This is a genomic window from Chryseobacterium sp. Mn2064, from assembly GCF_049319685.1.
GTDB lineage: Bacteria > Bacteroidota > Bacteroidia > Flavobacteriales > Weeksellaceae > Chryseobacterium.
The window spans coordinates 41,988-62,647 of sequence record NZ_JBMOUE010000004.1; the positions used below are offsets into that span (position 1 = coordinate 41,988).

Annotated in this window: 19 protein-coding genes and 1 pseudogene; 11 read left to right on the top strand and 9 right to left on the bottom strand. The window is 36.1% G+C overall.

Translation table 11 applies throughout. From position 1 onward, the window contains the following. The first annotated feature begins 5 nt into the window (after window positions 1-5). The 5 genes from ACL9RH_RS15370 (at window position 6) to ACL9RH_RS15390 (ending at window position 7,116) form a co-directional block, all read left to right on the top strand. A complete protein-coding gene (locus ACL9RH_RS15370) occupies window positions 6-3,164 on the top strand; it encodes an efflux RND transporter permease subunit (protein WP_422694248.1) in 3,159 nt (1,052 codons plus the stop codon). Next, entirely contained in the window at window positions 3,151-4,566 is a 1,416-nt protein-coding gene (locus tag ACL9RH_RS15375; protein WP_422694249.1) for an efflux transporter outer membrane subunit, read from the top strand. The genes ACL9RH_RS15370 and ACL9RH_RS15375 overlap by 14 nt, the downstream gene beginning before the upstream one ends. 224 nt (window positions 4,567-4,790) lie before the next feature. After that, window positions 4,791-5,366: a DUF4840 domain-containing protein gene (locus tag ACL9RH_RS15380; protein ID WP_422694250.1), complete on the top strand. Its 576-nt coding sequence runs from the start codon at window positions 4,791-4,793 to the stop codon at window positions 5,364-5,366. A 482-nt stretch (window positions 5,367-5,848) separates the two neighbouring features. Further along, window positions 5,849-6,751 (top strand): hypothetical protein, encoded by a 903-nt coding sequence (locus ACL9RH_RS15385; protein WP_422694251.1) that lies wholly within the window; start codon window positions 5,849-5,851, stop codon window positions 6,749-6,751. 74 nt (window positions 6,752-6,825) lie between these two features. After that, window positions 6,826-7,116 carry a hypothetical protein gene (locus tag ACL9RH_RS15390; RefSeq protein WP_422694252.1) on the top strand — a complete coding sequence of 97 codons (291 nt, stop codon included), beginning with the start codon at window positions 6,826-6,828 and terminating at the stop codon, window positions 7,114-7,116. A gap of 21 nt (window positions 7,117-7,137) precedes the next feature. Here ACL9RH_RS15390 and ACL9RH_RS15395 read toward each other — a convergent pair whose 3' ends face one another. The 3 genes and pseudogenes from ACL9RH_RS15395 to ACL9RH_RS15405 form a co-directional block, all read right to left on the bottom strand. Further along, on the bottom strand, window positions 7,138-7,359 hold the full coding sequence (locus ACL9RH_RS15395; protein WP_422694253.1) for a hypothetical protein: 222 nt from the start codon (window positions 7,357-7,359) through the stop codon (window positions 7,138-7,140). Window positions 7,360-7,370: 11 nt separating this feature from the next. Beyond that, entirely contained in the window at window positions 7,371-8,093 is a 723-nt protein-coding gene (locus ACL9RH_RS15400) for an IS1595 family transposase (RefSeq protein WP_422694639.1), read from the bottom strand. Window positions 8,094-8,129: 36 nt separating this feature from the next. Further along, window positions 8,130-8,333, bottom strand: a pseudogene (locus ACL9RH_RS15405) (transposase); the annotation flags it as partial. Window positions 8,334-8,516: 183 nt separating this feature from the next. Here ACL9RH_RS15405 and ACL9RH_RS15410 point away from each other — a divergent pair. Genes ACL9RH_RS15410 through ACL9RH_RS15420 form a run of 3 tightly spaced genes read left to right on the top strand, consistent with a single transcriptional unit; the run spans window position 8,517 to window position 11,499 of the window. Beyond that, a complete protein-coding gene (locus ACL9RH_RS15410) occupies window positions 8,517-9,083 on the top strand; it encodes an RNA polymerase sigma factor (protein ID WP_422694254.1) in 567 nt (188 codons plus the stop codon). After that, window positions 9,076-10,491, top strand: a complete 1,416-nt coding sequence (locus ACL9RH_RS15415; protein WP_422694255.1) for an outer membrane beta-barrel protein — start codon at window positions 9,076-9,078, stop codon at window positions 10,489-10,491. Before ACL9RH_RS15410 ends, ACL9RH_RS15415 begins: the two co-directional genes overlap by 8 nt. 45 nt (window positions 10,492-10,536) lie before the next feature. Beyond that, window positions 10,537-11,499, top strand: coding sequence for a T9SS type A sorting domain-containing protein (locus tag ACL9RH_RS15420; RefSeq protein WP_422694256.1), 963 nt, complete (start codon window positions 10,537-10,539; stop codon window positions 11,497-11,499). Window positions 11,500-12,117: 618 nt separating this feature from the next. On the opposite strand, the gene ACL9RH_RS15425 is transcribed toward ACL9RH_RS15420, so the two are convergent. The 4 genes from ACL9RH_RS15425 to ACL9RH_RS15440 form a co-directional block, all read right to left on the bottom strand. Further along, a complete protein-coding gene (locus ACL9RH_RS15425) occupies window positions 12,118-13,023 on the bottom strand; it encodes a LysR family transcriptional regulator (protein ID WP_422694257.1) in 906 nt (301 codons plus the stop codon). A gap of 66 nt (window positions 13,024-13,089) precedes the next feature. Continuing rightward, a complete protein-coding gene (locus ACL9RH_RS15430) occupies window positions 13,090-14,313 on the bottom strand; it encodes an MFS transporter (protein WP_422694258.1) in 1,224 nt (407 codons plus the stop codon). A gap of 84 nt (window positions 14,314-14,397) precedes the next feature. Beyond that, a complete protein-coding gene (locus tag ACL9RH_RS15435) occupies window positions 14,398-14,814 on the bottom strand; it encodes an ester cyclase (protein ID WP_422694259.1) in 417 nt (138 codons plus the stop codon). Window positions 14,815-14,887: 73 nt separating this feature from the next. Continuing rightward, on the bottom strand, window positions 14,888-15,757 hold the full coding sequence (locus tag ACL9RH_RS15440) for a helix-turn-helix domain-containing protein (RefSeq protein WP_422694260.1): 870 nt from the start codon (window positions 15,755-15,757) through the stop codon (window positions 14,888-14,890). 151 nt (window positions 15,758-15,908) lie between these two features. Between ACL9RH_RS15440 and ACL9RH_RS15445 the strand changes: the two genes are divergently transcribed. Next, on the top strand, window positions 15,909-17,444 hold the full coding sequence (locus tag ACL9RH_RS15445) for a YifB family Mg chelatase-like AAA ATPase (protein WP_422694261.1): 1,536 nt from the start codon (window positions 15,909-15,911) through the stop codon (window positions 17,442-17,444). A 98-nt stretch (window positions 17,445-17,542) separates the two neighbouring features. Here ACL9RH_RS15445 and ACL9RH_RS15450 read toward each other — a convergent pair whose 3' ends face one another. Next, the gene (locus tag ACL9RH_RS15450; protein WP_422694262.1) at window positions 17,543-18,769 is read right to left on the bottom strand and encodes a spondin domain-containing protein; all 1,227 of its coding nucleotides are present in this window, start codon (window positions 18,767-18,769) and stop codon (window positions 17,543-17,545) included. A 195-nt stretch (window positions 18,770-18,964) separates the two neighbouring features. Here ACL9RH_RS15450 and ACL9RH_RS15455 point away from each other — a divergent pair, with 195 nt between their 5' ends. Further along, window positions 18,965-19,258 carry a hypothetical protein gene (locus ACL9RH_RS15455; RefSeq protein WP_422694263.1) on the top strand — a complete coding sequence of 98 codons (294 nt, stop codon included), beginning with the start codon at window positions 18,965-18,967 and terminating at the stop codon, window positions 19,256-19,258. A gap of 109 nt (window positions 19,259-19,367) precedes the next feature. Further along, window positions 19,368-20,099, top strand: a complete 732-nt coding sequence (locus ACL9RH_RS15460; RefSeq protein WP_422694264.1) for an AAA family ATPase — start codon at window positions 19,368-19,370, stop codon at window positions 20,097-20,099. A 32-nt stretch (window positions 20,100-20,131) separates the two neighbouring features. Here the strand turns inward: ACL9RH_RS15460 and ACL9RH_RS15465 are convergent, their stop codons facing one another. After that, entirely contained in the window at window positions 20,132-20,608 is a 477-nt protein-coding gene (locus tag ACL9RH_RS15465; protein WP_422694265.1) for a DUF1905 domain-containing protein, read from the bottom strand. Between the last annotated feature and the right edge of the window lie 52 nt (window positions 20,609-20,660).

Consider the following 20,660-nt stretch of genomic DNA (forward strand, 5'->3'; position numbering starts at 1 on the left):
CAAAAATGTTAAAAAAGATAATAGACCGTCCGGTATTGGCGACGGTAATATCCCTTATCATTGTCATTTTAGGGATAATAGGATTAAACCAGTTGGCAGTGACCAGGTTCCCGGACATTTCTCCGCCTACCATTACGGTTTCCGGATCTTACCCTGGAGGAAACAGTGAGACGGTGATCCGTTCCGTGGTTACGCCTTTAGAAGAGCAGATCAATGGAGTGGAAGATATGAGTTACATGAAATCCACTGCAAGTAACGACGGAACATTTACAATCTCAGTAATATTCAAACAGGGAGTGAACGCAGACCAGGCTGCTGTAAATGTACAGAACCGTGTGCAGCAGGCTACTCCGATACTTCCTCAGGAAGTAGTAAGGATGGGGCTTACAACCTCGAAACAGCAGAATAGTATGGTGCTTATCTTCAATATTTATACTGAAGATAATAAACAGTATGATGAAACCTTTCTGCAGAACTATGCCAATATCAACCTTATCCCTCAGATAAAAAGGGTAAAAGGAGTAGGGCAGGCACAGATCTTTGGGGTAAAGGATTACTCTATGAGAATCTGGCTGAATCCACAGAAGATGTCTTCTTACGGGCTTGAACCTTCAGATGTATCCAATGCTATTGCAGACCACAGTTTAGAATCAGCACCGGGGAAATTGGGTGAAGAATCTGAGGCGGCACTGGAATATGTCATCCGATACAAAGGAAAAAAGAATAAACCTGAACAATATGAAAATATCGTTGTTAAAAATGATGGCACCAATGTGATCAGGCTTAAAGATGTGGCCCGAGTAGAATTTGGATCTATCAACAACAGTGGAGATAACCTTTCCAATGGTAAAAATGCAGTTACGGTAGCGATCATGCAGACAACTGGCTCTAATGCCAACGAAATTGAAATAGGGGTAAACAAAGCAATCGATCAACTTTCAAAATCATTTCCTCCCGGTATAAAATATACCAAGGTAATGAGTACTAAAGAAAGACTGGATGAAGCAACAGGACAGGTAAAATCAACCCTTATAGAAGCCTTTATCCTCGTATTTATCGTGGTGTTTATCTTTTTACAGGATTTCAGATCTACCATTATTCCAGCCATTGCTGTTCCGGTAGCCATCATAGGTACATTCTTTTTCCTTTTGGTATTAGGATTTACCATCAATGTTTTAACACTTTTTGCACTAGTGTTGGCGATCGGGATTGTAGTGGATGATGCTATTGTAGTGGTAGAAGCCGTTCACAGTAATATGGAAGGTACAGATCTTTCCGGAAGAGAAGCTACTCATAAAGCGATGAGCGAAATTACAGGAGCCGTAATATCTATTACGCTTGTGATGTCCGCGGTATTTATTCCGATTGGTTTTATGTCAGGTTCAGCAGGGCTTTTCTATAAACAATTCGCTTATACATTGGCCATTGCAATTATCATCTCTGCCGTAAACGCACTTACTTTAACACCTGCATTATGTGCCGTATTTTTGAAAAATCACCACGCAGAAGAAGGGAATAAACCTAAAGGATTCGGACAAAGGTTTGCTGTAGCTTTCAATGCAGGATTTAATAATATGACCAACCGTTATGCCAAAGGAGTCCGTTTTCTAATTGGAAAAAAATGGATTGCCGCAGGTTTGGTCGCAGGTATTATAGGATTATCCGCATGGCTGATGACAAGTACCACCAAAAGTTTTGTTCCTATGGAAGATGACGGATTTTTTATCTATTCTTTAAGTATGCCACCAGGAACAGGATTAACGAAAACAACAGAGGTTTCCAACAAGATCAATGCAATTTTGAAAACAGTAGATGCTGTTCAGGAAAATACATCCATTACAGGATTTAACCTGTTGAGTAACAGTGCCGGGCCAGCCTATGCCATGGGATTTGTGAAACTAAAGCCTAAAAAGGAAAGAGGAGCAGTCCAGAATATTGATGAGATCATGACCATTGTGAACGAAAAGCTTTCAGTTATCAAAGAAGGAAGTGTAATGAGCTTCAGAATGCCTCCTGTAGAAGGATATGGAGTAACCAATGATGCAGAGATTGTGCTTCAGGACCGTATGGCAAGAGATCCACAATCTCTTAAAGCCAAAGCAGATGATGTTATCGGCCAGCTGATGCAGGTTCCGGAAGTAGCTTATGCTTATACCATGTTCAGGGCAGATTATCCTCAGTTGGAGCTGGAAGTAAATGAAGATAAGGCAAAGCAGCTTGGTGTAAGTATCGCCAATTTATTAGGAACTGTACAGACTTATTTCTCGGGAGATCAGTCTCAGAATTTCTCAAGATTTGGAAAATTCTATAGAGTGAATATAAAAGCGGATGGTGTTTTCAGAATGGATGAGCAGGCTTTCAATGATATTTTCGTGAAGAATAACAAAGGCGAAATGGTACCTGCCAATACCCTGATTACTTTGAAAAAAGTATATGGACCAGAATCTGTACAACGATATAACTTGTATAATTCATTAAATATCAACGTAGTGCCGAAACCTGGTATAAGTAACGGAGCTTTAATGGATAAAATTGAACCTACTTTAAACAAGCTTCCTTCCGATTATAGCTATGAATGGACAGGGCTAAGCTTGGAAGAAAAGTCTGCAGGAAATCAAACCGTTGTAATTCTTGGATTGTGTTTGTTATTCGTCTATCTGCTGTTGGCTGCTCAATATGAAAGCTATATTCTTCCTTTAGCCGTAATGCTTTCTATTCCGACGGGGATTGTAGGAGCATTTTTAGGAATAAAAGCGATCGGACTGGATAATAATATTTATGTACAGGTAGGATTAATTATGCTTATCGGTTTATTAGCCAAAAATGCAATCCTTATTGTGGAATTTGCCATCCAGCGAAGAAAAGCAGGTCTTTCTATTCTGGATTCAGCGCTGGAAGGAGCCAAAGCGAGATTACGACCTATCATTATGACGTCTTTAGCATTTATTGTAGGAATGATCCCACTTATGATTTCTACAGGAGGGATGGCTTCCGGAAATAAATCGATCAGTGTAAGTGCGGCCATAGGAATGCTGAGCGGAGTTGTTCTGGGAGTATTTGTAATCCCAGTACTGTATATGTTTTTCCAGTATCTGGATGAGAAATTTTCATCTAAAAAGAAGTATCCGGTAATACAAAATCAATTGACAAATGAGAATATTTAAGATAAAGAATTTCCTTATTTCAGGCGCAGTGGCATCAGTTCTGATGTCGTGCGCTGTAGGAAAACCCTATACAAGAACAGAACTTCAGGTTCCTGAGACCTATCGGGAATCACTACAGGTAACAGGAGATACCATAGTCCTTCCCTGGAAGACGTTTTTCAAAGATCCAAAACTGATCCTATTAATAGATAGAGCCCTTACCAAAAATAATGAAGTGAGCGTTGCTTTAAAAAATATAGAACAGCTGGATCTTGCTTATAAAAAAGCAAAATTGTCGCTGATGCCGACGTTGGATTTCACTGCAGGAGCTAACAGAAGCTGGGCATCCATAAATACCCTTAACGGTTCTCTTAACGAGCAGTTTGTAGGAACGAAATACATAGACGACTTCAGCGCGGCTCTTAGACTTTCGTGGGAAGTAGATATCTGGGGGAAAGCTAAAATGCAGAAAGAATCTGCTGCTGCAGAATATTTTGCACAAAAAGAAAACCTAAATGCCATAAAAAGCAGAATCGTCGTTCAGGTAGCTCAGGCCTATTATAACTTAATAAGTCTCGATGAACAGGTGAAAATAGCCGAACAAAACATTGAATTGAGCTACAGTACTCTTAAGATGATGAATTTTCAGTTTAAAGCCGGACAAATCAATTCGTTAGCGGTTCAACAGTCTGAAGCGCAGAAGAAGACCGCAGAATTACTGATTCCACTAGCAAAACAGAATATTTCCATTCAGGAGAACGCATTAAGCATCCTTTGTGGTGAATATCCGAATAAGATAGAAAGAGAAGGAAATTTAAAAACAATGATCCCGGAAAATAAACTTTCAGAAGGTCTTCCTGCACAGCTATTGAGCAGAAGACCAGATCTGAAAGTCGCAGAACTGAACGTGATCAGCTTAAACTCAAAAACAGGATTGGCAAAGGCTGCCATGTATCCAAGTATCAGCCTAAGTCCTCAGATTGGAGTAAATTCTAATAAATTCAATTCTTGGTTTGATATCCCGGGGTCTATTACAAAAGCGGTTGCGGCTAACCTCGCAGCTCCTATCTTTCAGAAAAAAGAGTTGAGAACAGCTTATGAAACCGCTCTTATTGAACAGGAAAAAGCCGCTGTCAACTTTAAACAATCCGTCATGACAGCAGTGGGAGAGGTATCCGATGCTATGGCTAAATCTAAAGGTTCTACCGAAAGATTAGAACTTCTGGAACAAAAAACGGCAATTCTGGATAAAGGAATCAATGATGCTCTGAAACTTTACAAAAGCGGTATGGCCACTTATCTGGAAGTGATCACAGCGCAGAACAATAAACTCCAGAACGATCTGGAAACAGTAAACGTTACCCTTGAAAGACTCAATGCTGAGGTGGATCTCTACAGAGCTCTTGGAGGAGGAGTACAATAAAAGGTAAAATAATAGATTAATGCAAAAGGAAGTTACGTTGGTGGCTTCCTTTTTTTGATTTTAAAAAAAGAATGTCATAGAAATATGAAATTTTATAATCAGTAAATCAGGTGGTTATGTTTTGTTTTCTCTTTTTTGAAGAAAATCGTGCAAGATTTCCGGAAAACGAGGTTTATATCATTGAGTACTCTAAAATAATTAATGTTTAACGAAAAAATAATGCAATGAAAAAATTTACAGTACCCCAATTTTTTATAGCCGTATTACTGATAGTTACAGGATTCACTTTATACTCTTGCAATGACGACGGACCAGATATTCCACTGGTGAAGCTCGAAGAAATGCCCGGAAATTATAAAGGAAAACTGATTATCATACAGGGAACCACCAAAACAGAGAGCATCAAAGATTTTAAAGTAAAAAAAGATACTATAATCTTTGCAGAATTCCCTATCAATGAGATTGTAAAAACAGTAGTAAAAGATACAGGAAAAGTAAAAACAGCCTTAAAAGCAATAGGAAAAGTGAAATATAACCTAAACTATACCGCATCTGTAAACGCAGCTAACAATGTTGTAGAATTAGCGTTTGCCCCTAAAGCCCTGGAGTTTCAGATCCCGGTAAACGGAGTGAACAAAAAAACCGTGGTCACACTGGAAGCTAAGCAGAAAGGATTTTATGTAGGAATGGACCGATCCCTGAGATATGCTTTTACAGCACAGAAAATTACAGTAGATGGAACAGTTCTTACCCCTTATGAAGTCATTAATTATAACTTTCCATTCTGTATAAAAAATTAACGCATTTATATACTTGAATGTACCAAACTTTATAACCAAAAGTATATCAGTATAATACATTTTATAAATCCATTAACATCAATCTGTTAGTGGATTTTTTATTTTCATAATTGTATTTATTCATCCAAATATTTGTTTTACATTTGCGTTCAAATTTCAACGGAATAAACATCGAAAGTGTTTAACAACATTCTCTCAGATAGAAACTGGTAATTTTTAAAATGGAGGGGAATATGTTAGCAACTCTCATGTCATTATATGGCGTGAGGGGTCTGCTACTTATTTTACTCCTGCGGTATACCAGTACCCTATCTGATAAAGTAAGTTAGTAACCCTCACGCTTTCTATTTTTCAATAAGTATATTTTTTCTTCATAGAGGGTGAGAAGAACCTAAATCAATTTATGTTCAATCGAATTACGGTAAGCCGTAAGGAAATCATCATCTCACATAATACTTTTGTGAGTTAAAAAATCAAAAACTATGAAAAAAATTATCTTATCATTAGCCATTATTCTGTCAACTACAAGTCTAAACGCACAAGTTAAAATTTACAATGCTGATCTACCATATTTCAACAAATCCAATTTAGTTAAGCCATCCAAAACGGTTAAAAATGTGAACAACTTCACCAAACGAGTTACCAATATTACTGAATATAATGCAATGGGTCAATTGCATGGAATAAACATTGAATATAGAAGTGATACAAGTGTAGGCCTTATTAGATATTACCACAACAACAAAATAGTATACATTGCACAACCTTTTATGAATGGGAATGCTATACAAAAAGTTTTTAATTACAACGATAATGGTAGCTACAATGGTACTCAATCTTACACATATTTGAATTCTGATAATAAATGGGTTAGAATAGAATATACTTTTAATAATGGCAGGTTATCAAATATCGATAATAAATTCAAATTTCCAAATTATACAGTAAACTTTAAAGACGGTAAATTAAATGATGAATTTTATTTCTATGATAGTATACATTGCTCATGTTATTATTATGGTAATGCACAAGATGGTAAAATAAAAAACATAGCTAAATTTGAAATTGGTGGTGACTTATCGTTTAAAAACACATACTACTTTGTTAATGATAAATCAATAAAAAGTACAATTATAACAGACTATAGAAAACCATTTGAAGAAAATATATCCATTAATGAAATACCTGTAATTGTAGAAAACAAAAAGATACTGTTAGATAATAAAACTCCAAAGATTATATTTAATGATCAACTTGATTGGATGCTTATTTTAAAGGAAAAATCTATAGACCCTAGTTATAATTCTGATTTAGAAATGATTGATATGTCAGATACAACATTTGGTGCACCTAGTCCTTATACATTACCTCAGAAACAACATTAAACCCTCACAAAAATGTGATGGTTTGTTTATTTCGGTTATTAGTGATATTTTTGGGAAAAATTGAACTAATAACTATGGATAATTATATTGTTTATATCGAATTACATGATGCGAACGTCAATGATTATGAAAATCTAAAAAAGCACATGCTTGAAGATGGTCATTTTTCGGATAAAATAGTGGATATTAATGGTACTGCACACAAAATTTCAAGTAATTTTGTTTATTATGCATCAGGTAAGAATTTAGAGCATAAAAAAGTTTTTGATAATGCAAGAAATGCAGTTTTAAAAACTAATGCTAAAAATAGTATAGTTGTGGCTAGAACTGAATTTATTTCATTATTTAATCTTATAAAAGATTAATACAAATGTTGAAATCCATCATTATAGATGGATTTCAACATATTCATAATTTTGGGGAATATTTTCATCAGTCTTGTGATTAATACATACATTTTTAGTAGGTTTTTTAGTTGAAACTAAAACATATTGTTCATTACCAGTATGTCTAAGTTTATCAAACATAAAAAATCCTCTTTCTTTTAATTCTTCAAACAACTCTCTGTTTGTCATTTCGTTTGCTTGTTTTGCTTTTTGTGTGTTCATAAAATTTTGTTTTAAGTTTTAATTATTGTTATTGTATTTTTAAGATTGGTATATGTTAGTCTTGTATTTATAATTTTCAATACTTCTACGAATCTTTGCCCATCGGACATATCACGGGTATTGTATCGGTAAGAAAATTCGTTACAATACTTTTCTAGGTGTTTTACTGAACAGAAGTGATATATTCCGATCAGACCACGTTTTAGTATACTCCAAAAGCCCTCAATCGCATTAGTATGGAATTCACCTCTTTTGTAAGTACCTTTACTATGTTCTACTACTTCATGACGGTAATCTTCATGTAAGCCTTTATAACCTCTCCAACCATCTGTAATGAGTGTAGTTCCTTTCAATACACGACTACTTATAATAGATTTAAGCGTTTTTCCTTTTGCATTGGGTATTACTTTGGTAAAAACAGTTCCGTTGGAAATAAGGCCAAATACAGGTGTTTTGATTTTCAAAGACCTACCCTGTGTATTTTTATGCTCATTATTCTTCTTTCTTGCTTCACCACCTACATAAGTTTCATCAGCCTGTGTATCGCTATCAAAAACCACAATATGATCCTGATTAAAGTTATATCTAATTCGGCTCAAAAGAAACCAAGCTGATTTCTGCGTGATATGGAGGTCTTTGTGCAGCTGTACAGAACTAATTCCCTTTTTATGCGAGCAGAATATGTAAATGGCGGTAAACCATTTTCTTAATGAAATGTGTGATGATTCAAACATAGTTCCCACAGTTACTGTAAATCGGTTTTTACAATCACTACATTTATATAGACCTTTGAAATTTTCCTTATTTAATCTATAATGCTTATCTGATTTACTTCCACAATGAGGGCATTCCGGTTCACCATTCCATCTAATTTTTTCCAAATATTCCCTGCAATCATTCTCAGTTTGAAGATTGTCAATTAGGTCAATTATAGATTTGAAAAATGTATTTTTATGTAAATTTGTAGTAGACATTTATAGCTATTTTTAACTATTATACTATCTCAGTGAAGAAATCGGGTATGATTGGTACATTAAAGTATGTAATTGCGAAAATTAATTAACAGATCTCATCATCAATGGATTGCGTTTTATAAAGATGCAATCTATTTTTGCTGAAAATTTTAATACCTATCGAAAGAGCCACGGCAGCAGTCTATGGAAGAAACTAAAGAACAGATTTTGATAAAGCAACTTCTCAATAAAGAAGAAGCTGCCTGGAAAGAGCTTTTCGGAGCTTATTCCCGAAATCTGACTTATGTATGCTTCCGTTACATTGCCGAAAGAGAAGATGTTCATGATGTTCTTCAAAACAGCTTTATCAAAATGTTCCGCTCTATAGAATCTTTTGAATATAGAGGAAATGGATCGCTAAAAGCATGGTTAACCCGCATCGTAGTCAACGAATCTCTGAAACATATCAGGCAGAAAGGAGATTTCAAATCTACCGTTGAGGTAGAAGAAATTCCGGATATTCCCAATGAAGAAGAACCGGATTTTGAGGAAATTCCCAAAGAAGATATTATGAACATGATCAGAACCTTACCAGATGGGTACCGAACGGTTTTCAATCTGTATGTGTTTGAGAAAAAAAGTCACAAAGAAATTGCCGCCATCCTGGGAATAGCAGAGAACTCTTCAGCATCCCAGTTTCATAGAGCGAAAGCATTGCTCAGTCAGAAAATAAAAGAGTTTAAAATGTCAAAAAAAGCACAATATGAATAATGAATGGTTAAATAACCTGCGTAGCAGAATGGAAGACCATGAAGAGGATATTCCTGAAGGATTGTGGGATGACATCAGAGATGAATTATTCGCTGAAGAGAAAAATAATGCTCCGATTGTTGGTTTATTCAATGAAAATCAGGATGATATGGATTCTGAATTGCCGCCGGCAAAGAGTGTGAAAGGGAATCGGGCTTTGTTCTATCGTATTGGAGGAATGGCAGCGGCCATTGCTTTGCTTATCTGGATTATACAATTGCTGCCTGACAATAATACAACTAAAGTACTTTCTCAAAACCAGCGAGATATTCGGAAGAAAAAAGAGAAAAATTCAGGTTGGGAAATGCAGAAAATGCAGAGTGATCTAAACGAAAAAGAGTATATAATTTCAAATTTCAATTCTTCTGTGGCTGAAAATGCTTTGTCGATAAAAGAAGCTCAAAAAGTTGAAAATTATCAAAGTTTTAGACAAAATAAAACCGAAATCAATGATAATCTGCAACAAATAGGAAAAATACCGGATGGTACAACAGAAGTATTTTCTAACGAAAATGCTCGATCCATGAAAACCGTTCCCGAAAATGAAAAGATGGCTGACAATGAAAATGATAAAGAATCTCAAGTGGATGAATCTCCTTTCAAAGAACAGTTGTCAAAGGAATTATATGCTGAAAATATAAGCAAAAAAGTTTCAGAACCAGCCCAAAAGAAATCGTGGATGTTGAGTATGCTTACTGGGAGTGCTTCTTCTAATTCCGCAGAACAGCAGTTTCCCGGATATGCTTCTATAGACGGAAAAGCAATGAATATAGAAAAAGTCTTGAGTGCTACTGAATATATAGATGATCCTCTTACACAGATACTTCTGGCTAACCAGGATAGAGCTGTAGAAGCAACGATCAGGCATAAAGTTCCAGTCACAATGGGCCTCTCTCTTTATTATAGCTTAGGAAAAAAATGGGGAATCGGAACTGGACTGAACTATACAAAGTTAGCGTCCGAGCTTCATTCAGGAGGTGACACCAATTATATCAAGGCCGATCAGTTTATTCATTATATAGGAATTCCTGTTCAGATCAACTACAATGTATTTCAGAAAGGTAGGTTCACAGGATATGTAACAGGTGGAGCGTTGCTGGAGAAACCCGTGGCGGGAAATATTACAACAAAGTATATCGTGAATAATGAAATAAAGGAAACCTATAAAGAAGATTTGGAAAGTAAACCTCTGCAGTTTTCTGTAAATACAGCTATTGGACTTCAGTTAAAACTTGTCGACAGATTCGGAATTTACGCAGAACCGGGAATAGGATATCATTTCAATGCAGACCATTCCCCCAATACCATTTATAGAGAAAAACCATTTTATTTCAATGTGAGATTCGGGGTAAGACTGTTGCTGGATTAAATGTGGAAGAATAGGTAAATAAAAATCAATCTTAAATATTTATATATGAAAACAAAACTAATTCTTTTAGCGTTTGTGTTATTCAGCTTTCTGAATATCAAGGCGCAATGTACTCCTACAATTACCAGCCCAAGGCTTGGAGTAAAATCTCCAGGAACCATTCTCTTCTGTGATACTGAAAATGAAATACTTTCCACCACACAAACCTACGGAAGTTACCAGTGGTATAAGCAGGAATGGACCTGGCAGTCTCCCAATACCAATCCTTGGATGGCTATTCCTGGAGCAACATCACAACAATTAACGGTGAATGGGAGTGAGCAGTTGAATTATTTTAAAGTAATCGTTACAGATGGAGATTGTACAGCGGAAAGCCCGGCCGTTTTTGCAGACGGATTTGTGTATGGACTTCCTGCAATGATCTCCACATTTACACCAGGTACTTACGAACAAACTGATACCGGAGCTGTTAATGTGTGCAACGGAGCTTCCGTAAAACTGGAGAATATATTTCCGGTGTTGTATGGTAAACATACCTGGTTCAGATGCCTTCCGTCAAGCAATCCTCCGGCAGTAAATGATCCCTGTATCATTCCGGGTATTTCAGGCCCTACTTATAATGCGGTGGATAGTGGAACGTATGGATTTTATGCCTGTACAGAATATTGTCCGGACCAGTGTCAGATGTTGGATTCATTTGCTTTTTTGGAACTGAATTTTGGAGACTGGCCATTCTGTAACAATCTGGGAACCGGAGAAGTAAAAGCGAAAGATAACCAATTGAAGGTTTACCCTAATCCAACCGCTCAGCTTCTTTATATTGGAAAAGAATCTGAAAAGTATAAAGAAATAAAAATCATAGATATGTCCGGAAAACTTGTTATGACAAAAAGCAATCATCAATATAATCAGTCCATTGATGTGAGCCATTTGGTGCCAGGGAATTATATTATTATTTCCCAAAGTACCTCCGGAGTAGAGTATAGAAATAAATTTATAAAGAAATAAGATTAAATACTTGAAATTCAGACTTGTTTAAAGATTTGATTGTGGGTAAGAAGCCCAGATGCCGAAAGAACGTATCCTTATATGCAGAAGAGCTGAATGCATTTTAATACTTTAAATTCAGCACATGATACATTTTATTAATCCTTGTTCAATGAAAATCATCATAAAACCTTTCTTTTGGGCATCTGGCTTCTTTATTAAACATCTTATTTCTTCATCTAAAATCTTGGCGAAATCATCTTTTCGTTAGTTTTTAATAATGGTTGGGATCGGTACAAATATATTTTGTGCCGATTTTTTTTGAATAAAATTGGCACAATCTTTCATTTACGATATTGCATTGTCCTTGAGGATTAAAAAAGAGAAGGCATTATATTTGTAGATATTCCCGGAAAACATAATAACTATGATAGCCAGTATATTTACAGAAGAAGGACTCATTGTTCTGCTTTTTTTAATATTTCTGATTCCTGCAATATTATATACACTGCCGGTTTTTATTTACAATAAGTTGAAGAAGAAAGAGAAAAAGGGTTCCTATTACCTTCTTTCATTTTTAGTATCGGGAATTATGGGAGGAATATTTATTCTGTTTTTTGGTTATGCAGTACTTGGTCTTTACTGATTTTTTTGAAGCTTTAAAGATCCTTGTGGAGGTAAAATATTGGCAAGGATCGCTAAGAATTCCTGCATGCTTTTCTTTTGATAAGCTTCTTTCAGAGAAATAACCGTAGCTTCCCGGAGCATATGTTTACCTATAATGGGAATCGTTACCAATTCAGGATCATTCACACTGATGGCCGTCAGAATTGTATTCCAGTTGTTGGTTTTTACCAATTCCAGTAAGGTTGGAATATCGTTAATCTCAATAGAAATGTGGGGTTCAATATTTTTACTTTCCAGTATTTTTTTGATAAAATAAGTCGTACTGTATCCGCTGTCGGGTAGAGCAAGAGGAACTTTCAAAATTTCATTAATGGTAATCGTTTTTTTCTTTGCGAGCATAGAATTTTTGGAAACGACCAATGTCATAGGAGATGAAAATAAAGGCTGATAGTTGAAAGAAGAACTTTCAGATTCGTTTCTGAAGGTGAGAATACAATCCAGATCTGTATGATCCAGTTTATCAATGAGTTCTCTTGTTGTTCCAAAAATAACATTGATTTTGATATTGGGATACCGTTCCGAAAATATAATTAGTGCTTTGGTAAGAAGATTTCTTAAAGCGTAAGTAACTCCTATAAACAATCTTCCTGTCTGAAGAAGGCTGAGATCTTTCATCAGCACCAATCCATCGTTGGCTCTGTTCACGCTTTGGGCAGCATATTCCGAAAACAGACTTCCGGCTTCAGTTAGCATAATGCGCTTGCCAATTCTATTGAAGAGAGGTATATTAATTTCATCTTCCAGCTGTTTTATTTGCTGAGAAAGTGTGCTTTGGCTAATGTTGAGTGCTTCCGCTGCTGCAGTGAAGCTCAATAGCTCTTTCGCTTTGAGAAAATATTTTAGTTGACGAAGTTCCATTAATTTATATTTTCAAAGACTCAACAAATGTAAGCAAAACCTTCAACCTTTTTCTGTAGAAAAAAATTATAATTCAGGAGAAACATCAGCTCTTTTTGACTTTCTGGAGTATATCACAAAAACAGTAACAGCTAATATTCCCAATACTCCTTCTATAAAAAGGACACTTCTCGTACTGAGAAACTCTGCCATAAATCCAATTAATAAACTTCCGATAGGCGTCATCCCAATAAAAGCCATAATATAATAGCTGATAACCCGGGCTCTCATTTTAGGATCAGTATTCAGCTGAATATAAGTGTTAACGGCAGCAGAGTGAGAAATCATTCCCAAACCACTTAAAACCAACCCCCAAAATGCCAGATGAATTCCTGGACTTAACGAAACAGTAAAAAGTCCCAAAGACATAATACAGCTTGAAAAAATGATAATTTTATGAAGTTTGCCCATTTGTTTCAATTTCGTCATATACACAGCGCTCAGCAAAGACCCTATTCCTACCGCACTTTCAAATAAAGTAAATGTTTTGGAATTTCCCTGAAAAACTTCTTTAGCAATTACCGGAAGCAAAGTCGTAAACGGAATGAGCATCAGGCTGAAAAAAGAAAGCAACAAAAGCTGGGAAAAAATAGTCTTTTCGTTTTTCACATATCGGAATCCTTCTTTTAATTCACTCCATACATTAGAAAGATGAGGTTTACTTTCATATAAAGGCAATTTCATCATATACAGACAATAAATGACAGGAATAAAGCTGACGAAATTACTGATGAAACAAAAATCATCACCAAATACAGATAACAGAATTCCCGCTAGTGCCGGCCCCACAACCCGTGCAAGATTACTCATTGCTGAATTAAGCGCAATAGCGTTAGGTAAAGCTTCCTTATCATCCACCAGATCAATCATCATAGCCTGTCTGCAGGTGACGTCGAATGCATTAATAATGCCCTGCATCAGCGTTAGCAGAATAATAATACTGATATTGTATACCTTAAAATAAAATAAAATGGCCAGTAAAAAAGCCTGAAGTGCCGCTAAGAACTGGGTGTTTTTCATCACCTTATATTTGTGGCTGTGCTCTACAAAACTTCCTACATAAGGAGATAAAAGTAAGGTAGGAATTAACCCTACAAAACCAATCACTCCTAAAATAAAAGGAGAGCCTGTGAGTTTGTAAACCACCCATGCAACAGCTGTTTTTTGGATCCAGGTGCCTAATAAGGATATCGATTGGCCAGTGAAAAATAATCTGAAATTTGTGGATTTTAATGCGACTAATGACTGCATCTCAATTTTTTAGCAAAGTTACCCTGCATTTCAAAATCGGTAAAACGCTTTTTTTCGATAAGATCGATCGGTTTTACTAATGGATTATTTTTTTAGTTGAGCCAGAACCGTCGGAAGAGTATTGATTCCCCAATGTTCCACAAACTTCCCATTTTTTACTTTTACAATATCAATAACATCAATGCTTATTCTTTGTCCCGTTGCTTTAATGCCCATCAATTCGCCAGTGTGTGTACCGCTGATATTTTTTCGAGTAGTCACAAGGTCGCCTTCTGCAATCTGCTCATAGATAGTTACTTGTAAGTCTGGCATTGCCGGACGCAGAATATGATTAAACGTATAGATCATTCCGTTCGGGCCATTATCTGAACCGGATGGAGCAGAATGATTGATAAAATGATCATCCATAAGTTCCTGAAAACTTTGGATGTTTCCCTGTTCGATAACTTCTTTGTTGAAACGACGTACAATACTTTTATTAGTGTCTGTTAATGAATTCATAGTATTTTTTTTTAATTACAGGACAAAGGTAGGGCGGTTACGAGAAGAGTGGTTAGGGCTGGAAGATCATCGGCTATTCCCGGACGGTCAAATATTGAGAATGATATTGACTTGGAGTAATTCCAAAATGTTTCCGGAAAGCTTCTGAAAAACTGGAATGATTCTGATATCCCACCCGATAAAATACTTGAGAAGGGATGGTATCTGATGAACGAAGCAAGTCTGCAGAGAGTTCCATTCTTTTATTAAGCAGCCATTTTTGCGGAGATGTATTGTATAAGTGTTCAAATCGTCTTTTAAAAGTGGAAGTACTCATATTGCAGAGAAAAGCGAGTTCATCAATCGTGGTCGGTTTTCCAATATAACGCTCTACAACCCTTTTTAGCTGTAGATTTTCACGATCCTGGGTAACAATTCGGAACGACTGTAGTTTCTCCGGATCACTTTGTAGGAGATAGAGCATAAGTTCTTCCATCTTCAATTGTCTTATTTCTGCAGTAAGCAAATCCGGATGTTTTAATAATATAAATAAAGAGTTGATATACTGTTGAATAAAACTGTCTTGTTGATAAATCAAATAAGGTTTTCCATTGTGTTGTTTAGCCTGAGAACGAAGGTGTTCATACTTAATCCAGAAACGGTTATACATTTCGTTGCTGAAATAGATCAGAATACTGGTAAACTCGTTCTGGTCGGATGTCACTTCCGAAGTCAGAATATTTCCTGTGGAAAGTAGTATCAGTTCTCCGGCTTTCACTTCAACAGACGATTCTGGATAATCTACCGTTTTGTTTCCGTTTATTAGCAAATTGATCATATTTCGGTTTAAAATGATCTTGTTTTTCAGTGTTTTATGATTCGATTGATACAGTCGTATGATGATTTCTTCTTCACAGATAATGGGTTCGGTAAGTAAATCGTCTGGGAGAAAGTAGGTTTTCATAAAATTATATTTCCTAAAATAAAGGTAATGAAATTGCGGTTTCCTTTTCTTTAAATGTTTTTTTATATCAGTTATTTTAAAGGATATTGTTCATCGAAATCTGAAATTTTCAAAATAACATATTATTTATATTTACTTCAAAAACACATCTATGCTGATCAAAATTTATGGAAGCGCCATCCATGGAGTTTCTGCCCAGACGATAACTATTGAAGTAAATGTCGATAGTGGAGGAGTTGGGTACCACTTAGTTGGACTTCCCGATAACGCCATCAAAGAAAGCAGCTACAGAATTTCTGCTGCCTTGAAAAATGTAGGCTATAAAATTCCCGGAAAGAAAATCACCATCAATATGGCTCCGGCAGATCTCAGAAAAGAAGGTTCCGCTTACGACCTTAGTATTGCTATTGGAATTCTGGCAGCATCAGATCAGATTTTGGCTGATGAGATTGAAAATTATGTTATTATGGGTGAACTTTCTCTTGATGGAAGCTTGCAACCGATCAAAGGGGTTTTGCCTATCGCTATTCAAGCTAGAGAAGAAGGTTTTAAAGGAATTATTTTACCCATTCAAAATGCCAGAGAGGCTGCTATTGTGAATGATCTGGATGTATATGGTGTAGAAAATATCAAGGAAGTTATAGATTTTTTTAACGAGAATAAACCTATTAATAAAATTGTGCTGGACACTAGAAAAGAGTTCCACGAGAAGATCAATGATTTTCCGTTCGATTTTTCCGAAGTTAAAGGCCAGGAAACGGCTAAAAGAGCCATGGAAGTTGCCGCAGCAGGAGGGCATAACATCATCCTGATCGGACCTCCGGGAAGTGGAAAGACGATGTTAGCCAAAAGAGTGCCCAGTATTTTACCTCCTTTAACATTGAAAGAAGCGCTGGAAACTACAAAAATACACTCTGTTGCAGGAAAAATAGGAACTGAAGCTTCTCTCATGACCGTACGTCCTTTTCGCTCTCCCCATCATACCATTTCAGATGTCGCTCTCGTTGGAGGAGGTAGCTATCCACAACCTGGAGAGATTTCCCTGGCCCATAACGGAGTTTTATTTCTGGATGAAATGCCCGAATTTAAGCGAACAGTTCTTGAAGTAATGAGGCAGCCTCTTGAAGACCGTGAAGTGACTATTTCAAGAGCAAGATTTACAGTAAATTATCCTGCCAGCTTTATGTTGGTGGCTTCCATGAACCCAAGTCCGAGTGGCTTTTTCCCAGATGATCCCAACAATACCTCTTCTACTTATGAAATGCAGCGGTATATGAATAAGCTTTCCGGTCCGCTTTTGGATCGTATTGATATTCATATTGAAGTGCAGAAAGTCGAATTTGATCAGCTCTCCGAAAAGAGGAAAGGGGAGAAAAGCAAAGAGATCAGAGAGCGGGTTTTAAAGGCTAGGGATATTCAGAATGAACGATATCAAAATCTAAATATTAGTTGTAATGCGCAGATTGGTCCCAAAGAAATTGAAGCATTCTGTGATCTTGATGAAACTTCTTTCAATCTTATTAAAATGGCCATGGAAAAACTGAATCTTTCGGCAAGAGCCTATGACAGAATTCTAAAAGTTGCTAGAACGATAGCCGATCTGGAACTCTCTGAAAAAATTCTTTCTCATCATATTTCTGAAGCTATACAATATAGAAGTCTGGATCGGGAATTCTGGAATGGGTGATTTGAAAATAGATATATTGAATATAAGATCAGTTGAATGATATACAGCAATCCCCAGACAGAAATTGCCTGGGGATTTATATTTCAGAATGATATCAATCAATTTACTGTTACCTTGATTATATTTTGAACCGCAGGAACAGGATATTGAGTTCCTACCTTTGAAATCACCATATTCTCAGCCTGCGGAGTACCTCCAAACAATGCCTGATGATTTCCCGCTCCCGGATATTGGTCTATCCCTGTTCCGGAATCAAATAATGAAGTTTTTGAAGTAAGATCTCCAGTAGCATTAGCGTCAATACTTTGTTCGTTAGCATAAAACCAGTCGTTTGAAAAGCCAAACATTGTGGCATAAGCAATTTTATCTCCCGGATCGGCCTTGAAACCTGTCATCACTTTATTCCCCGGTGCTACTGGCGCACTTCCGGCAATGTAAACATTTTTTACATTCGGTAAAGCTTTCAGACTGTTTTGAAGTTTCGTCACATTTCCAAACTGAGCAATATCTTTTAATCCCAATCCGTTGTCTGCTTTTCCTAATTCATAGATCGGATTTTTATCACCTCGGTAAACAACCACTAATACAGGGGAAAGCCCAGTCATAATTCCTGTATTGGCACTCAGTTTTGTTTTCATTTTATCAATATTTCCCATTTGTGCTATATCTGTAATTTCAGGATTTGAAAGTGCATTGGGCGTAAAGAAAGGAGCGCTGTTGAGCAATTGAGACCCATTATAATTGGAAACCGCCCATACTCCGGGTGAAAATGGAGTTTCGTTGGTCGTTCCTCCTGAAGTATTGGTGATGGTTAATGTAAACTGAGAGGTTACATCATTGTAAGAGAGATTGAGCTTCATCAGTTGAGAAGCATTTACATTAGGAACCTGTGCGATCGTTTTGCTTTCTGCCGCTCCGGAAATATTGTCTTTTGTTCCGTTGTCCCATAATAATACGCTTGAAGAAACATCTCCGGTGATTGCATTTCCGTTTGCGTCAAAAAGTTTGATCCCCGGTTGTTGAGAGGCAAAAAACCAGTCTTTTGATGCTCCATACATGGTGGCAAACATTAAAGCCTGTGTTTTTCCCGCACTGAATGTAATAGAAGTCGTTTGTCCTGGCATAATAAGAGGAGAAGCTCCTGTTCCCTGAAAACTTCCGCTTTGTACAAAATCTTTGGGAGTAACCACATTTTCAAAGGTGATGGTTCTTTGAAGGGGTAGGTCTTCCATCATATTATGGTCTGAATTGTCACAAGATAAAAGCATAAATGCAGCAAAAATACCTGTTACAGGGGCTGTGATTTTTAAAAAGGTTTTTTTCATAAAAGTAAATTTTTAATAATTATTACTGATTTTTAAGAATGTAGTCGGAGCTTTTTCAAATCCTGACAAAAAAAATTAAAATAATTTTTTACGGAATAAATGATACGTCAAGTTTTGTCGCAGCTACAGGCCATATTTGTGTCAGAAAAAGAGATCATATGCTTTTTCATTAATTCAAAAAACAAAAAATAATAGATGGATCATTTTATTGTACTGGCTAAGGATTTTGTTCCTAATGAAAGCGCTGTTATAGACATCAAATCAACGAGGTATATAGATACTTTGGGAACATTGGAGTTTCAGAATAATACAGGGCAGGTGGCTGAATTCCACTGGCAGGGAGACATTATCCCGGAGAATAGAGAACAGGCTGGATATTTTAAAGAAATGATGAATGATTTGGGAATTAAAGTCAATCATTATGATGGCTTTATTACCGTTACCAATGGAGGAGGATCCCAATATCTGGAAGGAAAATTGAAAATATAAAAAGCTAGGCTAAAGTATTTGCATATCTTATTATATTTGTTTTTTGCCAATCCATATAAATAAATGATCGTAAGGCGGTATCATTTTTCTAAAAACAAAACATCCTGATATGACTGAAAACTTACAGCACACAGATGAAAATGACTTTCCTGTTGAAAAGATTTTCACCAATTTACTTTGGGATGATCTCATCTTAAACTCTGCTACTAAGGAAAATATCATCCAGATAAAAAATGATATCTTAAGTCATTTGATTAACAGAGCAACATTGTATGGTCCTTTAGGTACAGGAAAAACAACGACTTCAGCTTTACTGGGTAAAATTTTGAAGCAGAATGTGTATAGGATAAATGCCCCAAAATTACCATTATACAATCTGGTTGAAATGAAGAATTATTTAAATGATTTTTTCATCAAAGCAAAAGAAAATGTTTGGATTGTTGTTCTTCATGAACCGTACCTTTTATTTAGAAATCGTGACGCTGAGATTTCGGACTTTCTTATTGAAAAAATTAAAAACTATCCAGGTGTAATATTGTTCACTATTAATGGTGAAAATGAGGAAGGTAATGCGTTCTATAATAAAGACTACAAAACAATTGTCTTCAACAAACCTGATGTTCAGGAAAGGATATTACTTTGGAAAGAATATCTGGAATTTGATACAACCTTACAGGATCCCGATTTTTTAACAGAAATCTCTGAAAATTTTGTTGTAACAGGCGGCCAGATTGTGAATGCTATACGTGCTGCTGCTATTACAGCTTCGAAAAGAGACAATTCGTCTTTAATACAGAAAAAAGACTTAGTGGATGCCATTACAGCTGAAATTAAGAAATAAAATGGGAAAAGACAATGCCGTTCCAGGGAATATTAAATCCCTTTTTTCCCATCCAGAATCATTTGAATCATTTTGATCTTTCTGTTTTCCCTGGTTTCCTGCTTTTTGGCTTCTTCAATCCAGCGGATGTATTCCTTTTTATGAGTGTAGCTCATTTTGTCGAATAGGGCTTTAGCTTCAGGATTTTCAATAAATACGACCACAATATCCTCTGCAATTTCTACAACCCTTTCTTCTTTATCTTCTATTAAAGAAACGGAAACCTCATCTCCAAAGGTTTTACCAAGTTGTTGTCTGACTTCCTGTGTTAACCCTAAAATATGACTGTCCGATTTCATTTTGGCAAGACTTCCACGATATTCAACCTTATTGTCGAATGTAGCTTTTACTTTTACCAATCCTTTTTTATTGAAAAGCTCTTCTGTAGAGAATGGGAATGTTACAAAAGCGGCATTCATCTGTCCGTTTTGCTGTATAATGGCAACAAATTCTATAGATGGAGGATTCATGTGATAAAATGTTTTAGTTTTCAAAAATAAAAAAACCGTGAAAGTAAATTTC

Excerpts from the sequence above, each read along its gene's own strand:
- ACL9RH_RS15370 (WP_422694248.1), top strand. The coding sequence starts at position 6 with ATGTTAAAAAAGATAATAGACCGTCCGGTATTGGCGACGGTAATATCC.
- ACL9RH_RS15375 (WP_422694249.1), top strand. The coding sequence starts at position 3,151 with ATGAGAATATTTAAGATAAAGAATTTCCTTATTTCAGGCGCAGTGGCA.
- ACL9RH_RS15380 (WP_422694250.1), top strand. The coding sequence starts at position 4,791 with ATGAAAAAATTTACAGTACCCCAATTTTTTATAGCCGTATTACTGATA.
- ACL9RH_RS15385 (WP_422694251.1), top strand. The coding sequence starts at position 5,849 with ATGAAAAAAATTATCTTATCATTAGCCATTATTCTGTCAACTACAAGT.
- ACL9RH_RS15390 (WP_422694252.1), top strand. The coding sequence starts at position 6,826 with ATGGATAATTATATTGTTTATATCGAATTACATGATGCGAACGTCAAT.
- ACL9RH_RS15395 (WP_422694253.1), bottom strand. The coding sequence starts at position 7,359 with ATGAACACACAAAAAGCAAAACAAGCAAACGAAATGACAAACAGAGAG.
- ACL9RH_RS15400 (WP_422694639.1), bottom strand. The coding sequence starts at position 8,093 with ATGTTTGAATCATCACACATTTCATTAAGAAAATGGTTTACCGCCATT.
- ACL9RH_RS15410 (WP_422694254.1), top strand. The coding sequence starts at position 8,517 with ATGGAAGAAACTAAAGAACAGATTTTGATAAAGCAACTTCTCAATAAA.
- ACL9RH_RS15415 (WP_422694255.1), top strand. The coding sequence starts at position 9,076 with ATGAATAATGAATGGTTAAATAACCTGCGTAGCAGAATGGAAGACCAT.
- ACL9RH_RS15420 (WP_422694256.1), top strand. The coding sequence starts at position 10,537 with ATGAAAACAAAACTAATTCTTTTAGCGTTTGTGTTATTCAGCTTTCTG.
- ACL9RH_RS15425 (WP_422694257.1), bottom strand. The coding sequence starts at position 13,023 with ATGGAACTTCGTCAACTAAAATATTTTCTCAAAGCGAAAGAGCTATTG.
- ACL9RH_RS15430 (WP_422694258.1), bottom strand. The coding sequence starts at position 14,313 with ATGCAGTCATTAGTCGCATTAAAATCCACAAATTTCAGATTATTTTTC.
- ACL9RH_RS15435 (WP_422694259.1), bottom strand. The coding sequence starts at position 14,814 with ATGAATTCATTAACAGACACTAATAAAAGTATTGTACGTCGTTTCAAC.
- ACL9RH_RS15440 (WP_422694260.1), bottom strand. The coding sequence starts at position 15,757 with ATGAAAACCTACTTTCTCCCAGACGATTTACTTACCGAACCCATTATC.
- ACL9RH_RS15445 (WP_422694261.1), top strand. The coding sequence starts at position 15,909 with ATGCTGATCAAAATTTATGGAAGCGCCATCCATGGAGTTTCTGCCCAG.
- ACL9RH_RS15450 (WP_422694262.1), bottom strand. The coding sequence starts at position 18,769 with ATGAAAAAAACCTTTTTAAAAATCACAGCCCCTGTAACAGGTATTTTT.
- ACL9RH_RS15455 (WP_422694263.1), top strand. The coding sequence starts at position 18,965 with ATGGATCATTTTATTGTACTGGCTAAGGATTTTGTTCCTAATGAAAGC.
- ACL9RH_RS15460 (WP_422694264.1), top strand. The coding sequence starts at position 19,368 with ATGACTGAAAACTTACAGCACACAGATGAAAATGACTTTCCTGTTGAA.
- ACL9RH_RS15465 (WP_422694265.1), bottom strand. The coding sequence starts at position 20,608 with ATGAATCCTCCATCTATAGAATTTGTTGCCATTATACAGCAAAACGGA.